The organism is Rhodococcus sp. NKCM2511, from assembly GCF_014905595.1.
In the GTDB taxonomy this organism is placed as follows: domain Bacteria; phylum Actinomycetota; class Actinomycetes; order Mycobacteriales; family Mycobacteriaceae; genus Rhodococcoides; species Rhodococcoides fascians.
Map to the genome: position 1 here is coordinate 269,240 of NZ_BNHJ02000002.1, position 12,679 is coordinate 281,918.

Genomic DNA, 12,679 nt, shown 5'->3' on the forward strand with positions numbered 1-12,679 from the left:
AATCCCGCTCTCGCAGTGCATGATCCGAGCTGGGGCCGTTATTTCGACGGACGGCCCCGGCTCGGGCCTCGCCCCCGCCAGGGGCCCTGAAGAAGGACAACGCGATGACCATTCTGGCCCCTGTCACACGATCCGGCACCTCCACCGATCCGCGCGACCCCCTCACCCGCCTCGAAAAGCTCTTCGACGCCGGAACCACTGTCCCCCTGCATGATCGGGACAAGTCGGGAATTCTGGCCGCATCGGGCGAAATCGACGGCGTCCGTACCATCGCCTACTGCTCCGACGCCACCGTCATGGGCGGTGCCATGGGGGTGGACGGCTGCAAGCACATCGTTGCCGCGATCGACACCGCCATCGAACAGCGCGCCCCGATCGTCGGCGTCTGGCACTCGGGTGGTGCTCGCCTCGCCGAGGGCGTCGAGGCTCTCCATGCCGTCGGACTCGTCTTCGAGGCCATGGTGCGAGCGTCCGGCCTCGTCCCACAGATTTCCGTCGTCCTCGGTTTCGCAGCCGGTGGTGCAGCGTACGGTCCCGCCTTGACCGACGTCGTCATCATGGCTCCCGAGGGACGCGTCTTCGTCACCGGACCCGACGTCGTTCGCAGCGTCACCGGCGAACAGGTCGATATGGAGTCGCTCGGCGGCCCCGACACGCACCACAAGAAGTCCGGGGTCTGCCACATCGTCGCCGACAGCGAGATGGACGCGTTCACCCGCGCCCGCCGTCTGGTGTCGATGTTCTGCGAGCAGGGCGTGTTCGACATCGCCGCCGCAGAACACGGCGACACCGATCTACGCGCACTGATGCCCGAATCCAACCGTCGTGCCTACGACGTGCACCCGATCATTCACGAACTGCTCGACAACGTCGAAGGCGAATCGACGTTCGAGGAATTCCAGGGCGGCTGGGCTCGCAGCATCGTCATCGGGCTCGGCCGCATCAGTGGCCGCACCGTCGGCGTGATCGCCAACAACCCCATCCGACTCGGCGGCTGCCTGAACTCCGAAAGTGCCGAGAAGGCAGCGCGTTTCGTTCGCCTCTGCGATGCCTTCGGCATTCCGCTCATCGTGGTCGTCGACGTTCCGGGCTACCTGCCGGGCGTCAGCATGGAATGGGAAGGCGTCGTTCGCCGCGGAGCGAAGTTGCTGCACGCGTTCGCCGAGGCCACCGTCCCCCGCGTCACGCTGGTCACTCGCAAGATCTACGGCGGCGCGTACATCGCCATGAATGCCCGCGCACTCGGTGCCACCGCGGTCTACGCCTGGCCCGGCTCCGAGGTCGCCGTGATGGGCGCGAAGGCTGCCGTCGGCATCCTGCACAAGAAGGCGCTCGCCGCCGCACCGGAAGAAGAGCGAGAGGCACTGCACGACCGCCTCACCGTCGAGCACGAAAGCATCGCAGGCGGTGTCGATCGCGCAGTTGCCATCGGCGTCGTCGACGAGGTCATCGAGCCCAGCAGGACCCGAAGCACGGTTGCGAAGGCTCTCGCCGCAGCACCGGCGGCTCGCGGAAATCACAAGAACATCCCGCTCTGATCGACTCCGACCGCTACTTCCTGCGGTCCGTCAGCCCTGCCCCGAGAACCCACCCCGAGACCCCACCCCGGTTGGGATCAATGCGCCTTTCAGGCACTCCATGTGCAAGAAAGCCACATTGATTCACACCGGGGACGGGCGAAACGAGGGCAAAGGGCGGGCGAACGAGGGCAATCGAGGTCGGTCAGCCCTGGATCCATCGGTGATCGTGGGCCAGTCGAACTACGGCCGATCGCACGTCGAGTATCTGCGCAGCCGTGAGCGTGCCGTTCGACGTCAGTAGTTGTTCGGTCAGCTCTGTGGTGAAGTCCGCCTCGGACAGGACGTCCGCGCCTGCGTCGTCGTGGCGCTGGTGACCACTGACGGGTGCGGTGTTGTGAAATGGGACGTCGGGTTTGTGACGGGTAACCAGAGCGGTCGACGTCGGCCCGTCGATGATCTGGACCTCGGTGGCCTTCAGACCACGGTCACCGTCTACGGCAACGTATTCGACGCGTACTCCCGGTGCCAACAGTCGTTTGTCGAAGTCCAGATCGTTGACGTGGATGAACACGTCCTCGCCGCCCTCGTCCGGCGCTACGAATCCGTACCCCTTGAACTCGTCGAATCGAATCACTTTTCCGGTCGACAACATCGAACTCACCACTCCACGGTCGTTCCCACATGCCTACCCCAGGCACGAACGCGAAACTACCGCCGCGACGAATTCCCGGCAACCGCTGCTAGCCGACGTTGCGGCTGAGCCAGGTCACTTCTGCTCCTGCGCCTCCGGTGCGGAACGGCTCGAGAGCGGCATCCCAATCCGAGCCGAGCGCGTGCTCCACTGCGGCGGCGAGATTGCCTTGGTTGTTCTCCATCAGCGCGCGCAGTCGCATCTCGCCGAGCACCACGTCCCCGTTGGCACTCGTCGATCCGCGCCACAGACCCAAGCCGGGTACGTGCGAGAACCGTTCGCCGTCGACGCCTTCGCTGGCATCCTCGGTCACCTCGTAGCGCAGCATCTGCCAGGACCGCAGGATGCCGGCGAGCTTCGCCCCGGTGCCCACGGGCCCGATCCAGTCAGTGGTGGCACGCAGCTGTCCGTCGGAGGCCGGCTGCGCGGACCACTTCAAATTGGCACGGCAATCGAGGGCGTCGGACAACGCCCATTCGACATGCGGGCACAGCGCAGCGGGCGACGAGTGGATGTACACAACACCCGACGTCGCATCTGCGAATTGGTTCGATCCACGCATTGCACTACCTCCAGCTTCGACGAGGGACGTCTTCCCCAACGACCTCGACATGCTCGAACTGGTTGCAGCGATTCAACGCGTGTGTGCACTAGTGTGCCCCGAGTTGCCCCTGTTGCGCCAGTGCAATCTGTGAACGGTGGTGTTTCACCCGGCCAGGACGGCGTCGGAGAGCTCGGGCCAGAGCGGTTTGGCCCAATCTCCGAAGTTTCGATCGGTCAGCACCACGCACGCGATCCTCACCGACGGGTCCACCCACAGGAACGTCCCGGCCTGTCCGAAGTGGCCGAACGTGGCCCTCGAGTTGTTACTGCCAGTCCAGTGCGGGGTCTTGTCGTCGCGCAGCTCGAACCCCAGACCCCAGTCGCAGGGCTTGTGCGATCCGTACCCGGGCACGATTCCGTTCAGGCCGGGAAACTGCACGTCGACGGCCGAAGACAGTGTCTGCGACGCGAGGAGAGTCGGTTCCAACAGCTCCGCGGCGAACTTGGTCAGGTCTGCAACGGACGAACGGGCACCGTGACCGGCCGACCCGGGCAGCGACGTGTCGACCATCCCGAGCGGTCCGCAGACGGCCTCATCCAGGTAGTCGGGAAAGGTAATTCCCGACTCTGCTTCGATGAGCTCGGCCAAGACCTCGAATCCCGCGCTCGAGTAGATCCTCTTTGTGCCGGCAGGAGCCTGCACCTTCCGCTCGCAGAACGCCAGTCCCGAGGCATGCGCCAGCAGATGCCGCACAGTCGACCCCTCCGGCCCTGCGGGCTGATCGAGCTCGACGGCACCTTCCTCGACCGCAACGAGCACCGCATAGGCGGCGAGCAATTTGGTGACCGACGCCAGCTCGAAGACGCGCGCGGTGTCCCCCACCTCCTCCCGCACTCCGGCGTCGGTGACGACGGCAGCACTGACATGGTCGACGGGCCACGAGGCAGTGAGATCGAGGGTAGTCACGACCCCAAAGCCTAATTGTCCGTCGATGCCGGTGGATCGGTCCCCCGCCGGGCTAGTCTCGGACGACAGGAATGGGAGAAATGCGATGTCGGTTGTGTATGGATCGTGCAATCTGTGCGAGGCGATCTGTGGTCTCGAATTCACGGTGGAGAACAACGCGGTGGTCTCGATCCGCGGCGACGAGAAGGACCCACTCTCCCGGGGCCACATCTGCCCGAAGGCTCTGTCGTTGATCGACCTTCATGCCGACACCGATCGGCTCACCACACCGGTCAAGCGGGTGGGTGAGAAGTGGGAGAAGATCGGCTGGGCGGAAGCGTACGACCTCGTCGTCGATGGCCTTGTCTCGACGCGGAAGAATTACGGATCCAATGCTGTCGGGCTGTATCAGGGCAATCCCAACGTGCACTCGATGGGTGCGATGACCCACGGCATTCCGTTCACGTCGCTGCTGCGCACCCGCAATCGGTACTCGGCGACGTCCTTGGATCAGTTGCCGCACCAGCTCGTCGACCATCTGCTCTACGGCCACCAGCTCCTGCTGCCCATTCCGGATATCGATCGAACCGATTTCTTCCTCGTCCTCGGCGGCAATCCGATGGCCTCCAACGGCAGCATGATGACGGTGCCCGACTTCGCCAAAAGAGCACGCGCACTCCGTAAGCGGGGTGGCCGACTGGTAGTGGTCGATCCACGTAAGACCGAAACGGCGGATATTGCCGACACCCACTTCTTCGTTCGTCCCGGCAGCGACGCGCTGCTGTTGCTGGCGATGATTCACACGATTGTCGCCGACGGCTCCGTCCGAGTCGCCGACTACGTCGACGGTGCCGATCGACTTGCCGATCTCGTCGCCGAATTCACGCCGACGGCGGTGGCGCCGATCGTCGGCATGTCGGCAGACGACATCTCCTCTCTCGCAACGGAATTCGCTGCGGCGAAGTCTGCAGTGGCGTACGGCAGGATGGGGGTGTCGACGCAGCAGTTCGGCACGGTGTGCCAGTGGGCGATCCAGGTACTCAACATCATCACGGGCAATCTCGACCGACCGGGCGGTGCGATGGTGACCGATCCGGCGATCGATCTGATCTCGCAGGGCATCGTCGGTCGTGGCCATTTCGACAAGTGGCGCAGCCGCGTTCGCGATCTCCCCGAGTTCGCCGGCGAGTATCCCTGTTCGACGCTTGTCGACGAGATCACCACCGAGGGCAAGGACCAGATTCGTGCCATGGCCGTCCTGTCCGGCAATCCGGTGCTGTCGATGCCCGGCGGTACTACCCTGAACGACGCGTTCGCGGGACTCGATTTCATGGTGTCGTTCGACTTCTACATCAACGAGACCTCGCGGCACGCACACGTAATTCTGCCGCCGACGATGTCCCTCGAACGCGATCACTACGATCTGATCTTCAATTCTTTCGCGGTACACAACACTGCCAAGTACATGCCCGCAGTTCTACTCAAACAGACTGACGCCAAGCACGATTGGGAGATCTTCCGCGACTTGTCACTGCGCTACAAGAACCGCATGGCAGGCTCCACCGTCGATCGCCTGAAGGCACGATTGACGCCGAAGAGCGTCATCGGCGAGGCCCGTCGGCGCCTGTCCCCTGCTCGCACTCTCGACATCCTGCTCCGTAGCCGACGAAAAGGGTTGTCGCTGAGAAAGCTTCGAGCCAACCCACACGGCATCGATCTCGGTCCGCTGCGGCCGGGCTTTCCACAGAAACTGAAGACCAAGGACAAGCGCGTTCAACTGATTCAGGACGTGGTGGTCGGCGAACTGCCTGCTCTGGTGGATCTGATGAACTCGAGCGTTGTCCCCAAGGACGACGAGCTCCTGCTGATCGGTCGACGGCATCTGCGCAGCAACAACTCGTGGATGCACAACACCGCTCGGCTCACCAAAGGCAAAGCGCGACATCAGCTTCTGGCCCACCCGAACGATCTCCTCCAGCGCGGGATCGAGGACGGTTCGATGGTGTCGGTCACCTCCGCGGCCGGTACCGTCGACATCGAGGTTGCGGCGTCCGAAAAGATGATGCCCGGGGTGGTGAGCATGCCGCACGGATTCGGTCATCAGCGCCCCGGCGTGCAGCTCTCGGTCGCCACCACTGTCACCGGACCGAGCGTCAACGACATCACCGACCCCGCCCGAGTCGACGCGGTATCGGCGAACGCGATTCTCAACGGCGTTCCGGTGCAGGTGAGGGCCAAGTAGCGCCCCCGATGGAACCACGAGACGGCGTGATTCTGTACGATTCTGCTGGCTCGTACCTGGTACGGGATTGGGGCGGTAGCTCAGTCGGTTAGAGCCGTGGACTCATAATCCATTGGTCGCGGGTTCGAGCCCCGCCCGCCCCACCACGAGCCGGCTGTCGAAATGTGCGAGCCATCAAGGACAGCGGATGTCCTCGATGGTGGGGACACTGAAGCGATGTGGAACCAGAGCGAGGCAACACCGGGTCGAGTCGATCGCGCGAGCGCATGACTGCGTCGGAATCGTCGCCGCCCGCGTCAGCCCATCCCCCGACGTGGAAGTTCGACTACCCGATCATCCATGCCGAGACGCGGGCGCAGTGGCGATCCTGGTTGTCGCAGTATCACAGCTCGACCCGAGGCGTGTGGCTCTGTTCATGGCGCACCGGTGCCGACCGACCCCGTTGCCCCTATCCCGCGGCTGTCGAGGAAGCCATCTGCTTCGGTTGGATCGACTCCACCAGCAGCATTCTCGACGAGGACCGAGGCCTGCAGCTGTTCACACCGCGCAGACCCAAGAGCCCGTGGACCAGACTCAACCGAGAACGCGCAGCCGATATGGAAGAACGCGACCTCATGACCGACGCAGGTCGCCACGCCATTGCTGCCGCACAGTCGAACGGGTGGTGGACAATTTCCGATCCGGTCGAGAATCTCGAAGAACCGCTCGAGTTGAAAACAGCACTCGACCGGGACCCAAACGCCCGTAACAATTGGGACGACTTCCCTCCCAGCGCCCGTAAGCAGATGCTGTGGTGGATTGTCAGCGCCGTTCGAGACGACACTCGTGCAGGTCGAATCGATCAGATCGTGGCCGAGGCCGCGATCGGTCGACGTGCCCGCGGCTGAGTGGAGCCGTTTCGCGAGCGCCAATCAAGTCCTTACCACCTTGCGATACAACGCCGACCAATACACCAGCAGTGCAGCAGCAGTGGCCCCGAACCACAGCCACGTCAGGAATGCCGCCACCACGCCGGTAACGAAGAATCCCAGCACGAGTGCCACCACCCAGCCGAGTAGGTAGGCGAGGATCGTGATGACCGCCGCTGCGGTACAGCGCCACGGGGATTGCTTCACGGTGTGTAGTGCAGCGCGCAGAGGGTTTCGGCGACCGTCGACCGCCGCTGGAAGTATCAGCAGCGCAATGACTATGACGGCAGCCGGGAGCAGGGGGAAGAGAATTGCGAGCGCAACGGCCATCCCGGTCAGCACCACGCACCACGCCAGTACCCGCGGTCGTCGCAACGTCCGGCTCGATGCGCCCGACGCATTACCGTCCACCACGTCGAGTGCTATCGAGGCGGTGAACCACAGCGCACACACCACCGTTGCGGCGGAAACGACGACCAGCGCAGCGAATCTCAGGGAGGACGTCGGAGCCGGATCCCCCACCACGGTCAGCGCCTGAATCAGAGCCGAGACGATAACCACCGATGCGAGCAGTAGCACCCCTCTCATGGCGCACCGACCGTCGAATTGCGGTCGAGTACGTCCTGCACCGAACCCGAGTAGAGAACGGTTGCGCCGACCTTCACTTCGACGGTACTGGCATCGTCGGACGTGGCCGTACCGGTAATCGTCTCGTTACCGGTTGTCGTCCCGGCACATTCGATGTCCGCCCCGGTGCCCGAGCACACGGGCGCAACCAGGATCTCGATTCCTTGCTCGAACAGAACGTCGTTCACCGCGTAGCGGAGGTTCCCGAGTTCGGCTCCCCCGACCGGCGCGAGCGCGGCGGTCTGCGAGCACCCCGCGCAGGCCAGCACTGCCGCCACCGAGATGAGATGTCTACGAACAACGTTCATCGTCCCTGCCTCGTCTCGTACGCAATCAGTCTGGCGTGCTCGTCGAGGTGTTGCTGTTCCAGAGCAGCGTCGGTGATGGCGCTCAGGTCGAACGGCGCGGGCAGGAGGAGTTCGGTGTTGCGGTCGAGGCGCGAACCTCGTCGCATCAGCGGATTCTCGGCCCAGTCGTTCGCAGCCAACTCACGACTACGCGAGGCGAGGTCCAGGTAGCTGCCGCTGTTCCCGGGCGTGATCGGCGACGCGTGATCGAGCACGGTCGTGAACAGCGACAATGTCCCGTCTCTGTTGTCGACGATCTCCACCACCTGCTGTTGCTGCGGAAAGTCGATGCACGACGCGGTGGTGATCTCCCAGAACCCTCGTCCGTCTCGCGAATGCGCCAGGATCTGATTCTGGTGGGTGTGACCGTTGAGCCAACCGATCACCACAGGATATTTCAGAAGCAGGTCGATGAATTCGTCTGCGCCGTACAGCTTCACCGACTGTCCCGGCCGCTGTGCACGGTTCTCCAGGGTCAGGCTGTTGTGGTGGGTGTAGATCAGGACGAGCTTGCGTTCGGCCTGCGCCTTCTCCAATTGCTGGGTGAGCCAGTCGAACTGGTCCTCGGGCACCGCACCGTCGGGCCCGGCGACGGCGTTGCAGGTGTCGAGTCCGAACGTGCGAACGTTCGGAGTCGGGTCCGCCGCCCACCAGGTTTCACCCGAGTCGAGGTTGTGCTGGGTGAAACCGTGCCCGATCGGCCCTGGGGTGGGAGTCGTCTCGAAGTGCTCCTGCATGAACTCACGCTGCTCGAAGAGGTACCGAGCCGGATCTGCCGACACTGCTCGAAACCCGGGCCGGGCACCGGATCCGACTCCGAGCGCATCGACCATCCTCTGCAGCGGACTACCCGTCGATGCGTACCCAGCCAATGCCGACGTGGCCGTCGCTTCGAGTGTGTACGCCTTCTGTCCGCCGACCGCGAGGGCATGCAGCTGAGAGGAGAGATCGAACGTGCCGAGCAACAACGTGTCGTGATTGCCGTAGACGGAATACCACGGGACGGGTAGCCCCACCGATTCGACGGTCCCCGACATCGCCTGCGTCAACAGATCGGGAAGCGTCGGAAATCCGTAGTCCCCGAACGACCCTCCCGACGGGTCGCCCGGCCGATACGCCCACTGCGCCTCGGGCCACGCTTGCACGCCCTCGAAGACGTCGGATGCGCCACTCGTAGGCCGGACCGCGACGCCGTCGAGAACGTCTATGTACCAACGAAGTTCGAGATGAGAATGCATGTCGGCGCTGTCACCGGTGACAACCGCGGCCCCCATGGGAGCGCCGGTGACCGAACTGATTCGTGCATCCGCAAATGCCTTCACCATCGCTGCCGTGACGTGCACGGTCAGCGGGTCCTGCGGGTGGAAGGCCGAGCCCCACGCCGCATGGTCGGAGACGATCATGGGCTCGATCCGACCGGGCGATTGCGCATCGATGACATGCATGTCCGACAGGTGCCCCAGGTAGAGCAACGACCGCCTGGCCTGCACCCGAGACGCGCTGGGTGCCCGCCCGAGGATGTCGAGGCGAGGGACGTAGGGCTCACCCGGCCCCGCAGCAAGCACCCGGTACCGACCGGGGCCGGTCGACGATCTCAGGATGGTCTGCGCCAGCGTTCCGCCGACATCTGTCTCTCCTGACGCCGGCTGCGCCCGAGCGACAAGGGCGTGGCCCAGAACCTGCGGTGCGATTCCCCATGCCGCGGCGAGGGTGCCCACCCGGGTGACGAATTGACGACGCGACAGACCAGCCATGGAACTCCCCGAATCCGAGAACCGCACCACATGCGCCTCGCATCCGACGAGGTGAATGCCTATTTTTACAGGGAAAACCGCGGACTGGTTGGAATTCGAGCCTTCATGGCACCACTGTGACCGGCCAGCGGCCCGCCTTGACCAGTCGCACTGCCACAGATCCCGCCAATCGGTGCCCGGCGCGTTCGGAGGCCCCCACCACGACGGCGTCGGTGCGGAGTCCATCGGCAACCGCGACGAGTCCGTTGTAAGGATCACCCTGCGCAGTGCGGAATTCCCAGCGAACCTGCTCTCGCTCCCCGAAGCGGGCCACCGAGGTTCTGATGTAGTCGAGGAGTTCGTCGGCGATCTGTCGGCCCGTTTCCACCATCGAGATCCCCGCCTGGCCCCACGACGCGGTGGCGATGGGCTGCACGTAGACCAGCACCAGAAGCGATTGTTGCCTACGGGCCAGTCCTCCGGCGTATGCGGCGGCCCGCCAGGACGAATCCGAGCCGTCGACGCCCACCACGATGGACTTCGGGCCGTCGTGGCCGTACTCGAATCCCGTAGATTCCTGCGCATTGCTCACGACATGAGGCTACTGCCAGCCCGTTGGTGCAGGGACCCCGGCGCAGGGCGGTACGGTTGATGTGCTGCGCAACCGGTTTGCCCGGCATGCGCCACACGACGGGAGAAGCAATGACCGACGACGAACAGTTCGACGCTCCGTCGACCGACCCGGCAACTGTATTCGCCGCTCTGGCCGACATCGTGTATCGCGGCAGTAGCGCAGAAGAGGTCTACACCGCTATCTGCAACGCCGCGACGATGGTTGTCCCTCACTGCGATCACGCGAGTCTCATGTTGTTGCGCCACGGAAAGGCCGTCACCGTCGCGGCCTCGGATGACGTGGCACGCGTCGTCGACGACATCGAACGCGCCACAGGTCAGGGACCGTGCCTGGATGCGCTGACCACCGAGGCCGTCCAACTCGAGCCGGATTTCAGCAGCCCCACCCAGTGGCCCGCAATGGCTCGGGGTGTCCTGAACCGCACGCCGGTCCGGGGAGCGATGGGGTTCCGCCTCAAGGTCGACGAGCAGAAGGTGGGTGCTCTCAACCTGTTCACCGACACCGCAGGTGCCTTCGATGCCGACACCGCCGACAAAGCCGTCATCCTGACTGCATTCACTTCTGTGACGGTAGGGGCGATGCTGAACGGCCAAGAGGCATCGACCTTGCGCGACGGCCTCGAGAGTAACCGTGAGATCGGCAAGGCGATCGGCCTCATCATGGCGCTGCACAAAGTATCCGACGAAGAAGCGTTCGCACTGCTCCGCAAATCGTCGCAGGATCTCAACGTCAAGATCGCCGATCTCGCATCGACGGTCGTCCAGCGGCACGGCAAGGGCCTGTCGAGCTGAACGAGCCGAGATCAGTGACCGCTCTGCACCTTCTTCGGTAGAGCGAACACCAACGCCAACGCAACGACGCTGAACGCGGCACTGACGGCCATGGCCATTGCGGCACCGTGCAGGAAGCCGGATCCCACGGTATCGGGGCCGGTGATGGTGAGTGAGCCGAACAGCACACTACCGATGACTGCGATACCGATTGCGGAGCCGACGCGCTGCATCGTCGAGATGACGCCGCTCGCGGCCCCTGCGTCGTCGCGGTCGACGGTTGCGACGATGAACTGCGCATTGGGAGCGATGAACGCGCCGTTGCCCAAGCCCGCGATGAACAGCGGGACCAGCAGAGTCCAATGGGAGATGGTGTCGGCGGAACTGGTCGCCAAGATGATCCACAGCCAGATCAAGCCGATCGACACCAGCGATGCGCCGAGGATCAGTACGGTGCGGCCGAGTCGGATCGTGAGCTTGTTGCTCTGCGAGGACGCGATGATGCTGCCGATCGCGAACGGTATCGAGACCAACCCGGACGAGAGGGCCGTATTGCCGAGCCCGGTCTGCCACAACAACGAGATGGTGAAGAAGATGCTGGTGAACGCTGCGAAGTACACCAGCGCGAGAATCACACCGCCGGTGAATGCCGGTCGGGTGAACAGTCGCGGCGGCACGAGCGGATTGTGTCCACGACCGCTGTGGATCACCTCCCACCAGCCGAACACTGCAATCAGGCCCACGCCTGCAGCAATGGTCACGTAGGTCCACAACGGCCACCCGAGCTCCTGGCCTTCGATCAGCGGTACGAGCAGCGCGATGAGGCCGGCGGAGATCAGCACCAACCCGAGCCAGTCGATGCCCGGCCTTGCAGTCGGCTCGGATTCATCCTTCTTCGGCAGCAGAACCGCCGCCGCGATCAGACCGACGATGCCGATCGGCAGGTTGACCCAGAAGACCAACCGCCAGCCGTTCTCCTCACCGAAAGCCTGGATGATCAACCCGCCGACGATCGGCCCCAACGCAGTCGACACTCCGATGACCGCACCCATGATCGCAAATGCCTTGCCGCGCACAGGGCCTGGAAACAGCAGTTGAATGAACGCTGTGACAGCGGGCACGAACATCCCGCCTGCCAGACCCTGAACCACTCGGGCAACCACCAACTGCAGATCGTCCTGAGCGAGTCCGCAGGCAAAGCTGGCCACTGTGAACAGAGCGAGGCCGGTGAAGAACACCCACTTGTGCCCGATCCGATCCCCGACCTTGCCCGCCGGAATCAAAGCGAGACCGAACGCGAGCGCGTAACCCGAGATGATCCACGACAGAACGGATTCCGATGCCTCCAGCGTCGTGCTGATCGTCGGCAATGCGACGTTGACGATGGTGGTGTCGAGCAGGGCCATGAACATGCCGAGCAACAGAACCACCAGGGCTTGCCAGGCGCGCTTGGGTACCTCGATCGCCGGTGGGGTCGCTGACGCAATACCGTCGGTCACTGCACTGCCCTTCGTAGTAGTCGCTGAGCAGTATCGACCGAACGGTCTGGTATTGCTAGCCGATCATTGCGGACGCGGCGAACATCCAGGACAGGCCGGTGGCCAGAGCCACGAACCCCGAGGCCACGATTCGACCTGCCCACTGACCTTCCAGCAGAGCCGTTTCCACGCGAGCCGTGTCGGCGTCGGTCGTTTCCATCGGTGTCATGTTCCACTTCC

General features: G+C 63.9%; 13 protein-coding genes and 1 tRNA gene. 5 read left to right on the forward strand and 9 right to left on the reverse strand.

The window, feature by feature from the left end; translation table 11 throughout:
* Positions 1 to 104 precede the first annotated feature (104 nt).
* Entirely contained in the window at positions 105 to 1,538 is a 1,434-nt protein-coding gene (locus tag JLZ96_RS17860) for an acyl-CoA carboxylase subunit beta (protein WP_201010871.1), read from the forward strand.
* 184 nt (positions 1,539 to 1,722) lie between these two features.
* Here the strand turns inward: JLZ96_RS17860 and JLZ96_RS17865 are convergent, their stop codons facing one another.
* The 3 genes from JLZ96_RS17865 to JLZ96_RS17875 all read right to left on the reverse strand — a co-directional run bounded on the left by JLZ96_RS17865 (position 1,723) and on the right by JLZ96_RS17875 (position 3,721).
* Complete coding sequence (locus JLZ96_RS17865; RefSeq protein ID WP_032368157.1) at positions 1,723 to 2,172, reverse strand: cold-shock protein; 450 nt, start codon at positions 2,170 to 2,172, stop codon at positions 1,723 to 1,725.
* 88 nt (positions 2,173 to 2,260) lie between these two features.
* The gene (locus JLZ96_RS17870; protein WP_032368158.1) at positions 2,261 to 2,773 is read right to left on the reverse strand and encodes a DUF3145 domain-containing protein; all 513 of its coding nucleotides are present in this window, start codon (positions 2,771 to 2,773) and stop codon (positions 2,261 to 2,263) included.
* A 144-nt stretch (positions 2,774 to 2,917) separates the two neighbouring features.
* The gene (locus JLZ96_RS17875) at positions 2,918 to 3,721 is read right to left on the reverse strand and encodes a serine hydrolase (protein WP_201010872.1); all 804 of its coding nucleotides are present in this window, start codon (positions 3,719 to 3,721) and stop codon (positions 2,918 to 2,920) included.
* 85 nt (positions 3,722 to 3,806) lie between these two features.
* Between JLZ96_RS17875 and JLZ96_RS17880 the strand changes: the two genes are divergently transcribed.
* The 3 genes from JLZ96_RS17880 (at position 3,807) to JLZ96_RS17890 (ending at position 6,829) form a co-directional block, all read left to right on the forward strand.
* Positions 3,807 to 5,942: a molybdopterin-dependent oxidoreductase gene (locus JLZ96_RS17880; RefSeq protein WP_201010873.1), complete on the forward strand. Its 2,136-nt coding sequence runs from the start codon at positions 3,807 to 3,809 to the stop codon at positions 5,940 to 5,942.
* A gap of 69 nt (positions 5,943 to 6,011) precedes the next feature.
* Positions 6,012 to 6,088, forward strand: a tRNA-Ile gene (locus JLZ96_RS17885).
* 120 nt (positions 6,089 to 6,208) lie between these two features.
* Complete coding sequence (locus JLZ96_RS17890) at positions 6,209 to 6,829, forward strand: YdeI family protein (RefSeq protein WP_201010874.1); 621 nt, start codon at positions 6,209 to 6,211, stop codon at positions 6,827 to 6,829.
* 24 nt (positions 6,830 to 6,853) lie between these two features.
* Here JLZ96_RS17890 and JLZ96_RS17895 read toward each other — a convergent pair whose 3' ends face one another.
* The 4 genes from JLZ96_RS17895 to JLZ96_RS17910 form a co-directional block, all read right to left on the reverse strand.
* Positions 6,854 to 7,438, reverse strand: a complete 585-nt coding sequence (locus JLZ96_RS17895) for a hypothetical protein (protein ID WP_201010875.1) — start codon at positions 7,436 to 7,438, stop codon at positions 6,854 to 6,856.
* On the reverse strand, positions 7,435 to 7,785 hold the full coding sequence (locus tag JLZ96_RS17900) for a hypothetical protein (RefSeq protein ID WP_167327169.1): 351 nt from the start codon (positions 7,783 to 7,785) through the stop codon (positions 7,435 to 7,437). The genes JLZ96_RS17895 and JLZ96_RS17900 overlap by 4 nt, the downstream gene beginning before the upstream one ends.
* Entirely contained in the window at positions 7,782 to 9,578 is a 1,797-nt protein-coding gene (locus JLZ96_RS17905; RefSeq protein WP_201010876.1) for a TIGR03767 family metallophosphoesterase, read from the reverse strand. The genes JLZ96_RS17900 and JLZ96_RS17905 overlap by 4 nt, the downstream gene beginning before the upstream one ends.
* Before the next feature lie 103 nt (positions 9,579 to 9,681).
* Positions 9,682 to 10,149, reverse strand: coding sequence for a universal stress protein (locus JLZ96_RS17910; protein ID WP_027497473.1), 468 nt, complete (start codon positions 10,147 to 10,149; stop codon positions 9,682 to 9,684).
* A gap of 110 nt (positions 10,150 to 10,259) precedes the next feature.
* Between JLZ96_RS17910 and JLZ96_RS17915 the strand changes: the two genes are divergently transcribed.
* Positions 10,260 to 10,982, forward strand: coding sequence for a GAF and ANTAR domain-containing protein (locus tag JLZ96_RS17915; protein ID WP_027497474.1), 723 nt, complete (start codon positions 10,260 to 10,262; stop codon positions 10,980 to 10,982).
* 11 nt (positions 10,983 to 10,993) lie between these two features.
* Here JLZ96_RS17915 and JLZ96_RS17920 read toward each other — a convergent pair whose 3' ends face one another.
* On the reverse strand, positions 10,994 to 12,460 hold the full coding sequence (locus tag JLZ96_RS17920; protein WP_027497475.1) for an MFS transporter: 1,467 nt from the start codon (positions 12,458 to 12,460) through the stop codon (positions 10,994 to 10,996).
* 55 nt (positions 12,461 to 12,515) lie between these two features.
* On the reverse strand, positions 12,516 to 12,668 hold the full coding sequence (locus JLZ96_RS17925) for a hypothetical protein (RefSeq protein WP_155288446.1): 153 nt from the start codon (positions 12,666 to 12,668) through the stop codon (positions 12,516 to 12,518).
* Between the last annotated feature and the right edge of the window lie 11 nt (positions 12,669 to 12,679).

Coding starts and splice junctions, on each gene's coding strand:
- JLZ96_RS17905 (WP_201010876.1), bottom strand. CDS start 9,578: ATGGCTGGTCTGTCGCGTCGTCAATTCGTCACCCGGGTGGGCACCCTC.
- JLZ96_RS17860 (WP_201010871.1), top strand. CDS start 105: ATGACCATTCTGGCCCCTGTCACACGATCCGGCACCTCCACCGATCCG.
- JLZ96_RS17925 (WP_155288446.1), bottom strand. CDS start 12,668: ATGACACCGATGGAAACGACCGACGCCGACACGGCTCGCGTGGAAACG.
- JLZ96_RS17900 (WP_167327169.1), bottom strand. CDS start 7,785: ATGAACGTTGTTCGTAGACATCTCATCTCGGTGGCGGCAGTGCTGGCC.
- JLZ96_RS17865 (WP_032368157.1), bottom strand. CDS start 2,172: ATGTTGTCGACCGGAAAAGTGATTCGATTCGACGAGTTCAAGGGGTAC.
- JLZ96_RS17895 (WP_201010875.1), bottom strand. CDS start 7,438: ATGAGAGGGGTGCTACTGCTCGCATCGGTGGTTATCGTCTCGGCTCTG.
- JLZ96_RS17870 (WP_032368158.1), bottom strand. CDS start 2,773: ATGCGTGGATCGAACCAATTCGCAGATGCGACGTCGGGTGTTGTGTAC.
- JLZ96_RS17915 (WP_027497474.1), top strand. CDS start 10,260: ATGACCGACGACGAACAGTTCGACGCTCCGTCGACCGACCCGGCAACT.
- JLZ96_RS17890 (WP_201010874.1), top strand. CDS start 6,209: ATGACTGCGTCGGAATCGTCGCCGCCCGCGTCAGCCCATCCCCCGACG.
- JLZ96_RS17880 (WP_201010873.1), top strand. CDS start 3,807: ATGTCGGTTGTGTATGGATCGTGCAATCTGTGCGAGGCGATCTGTGGT.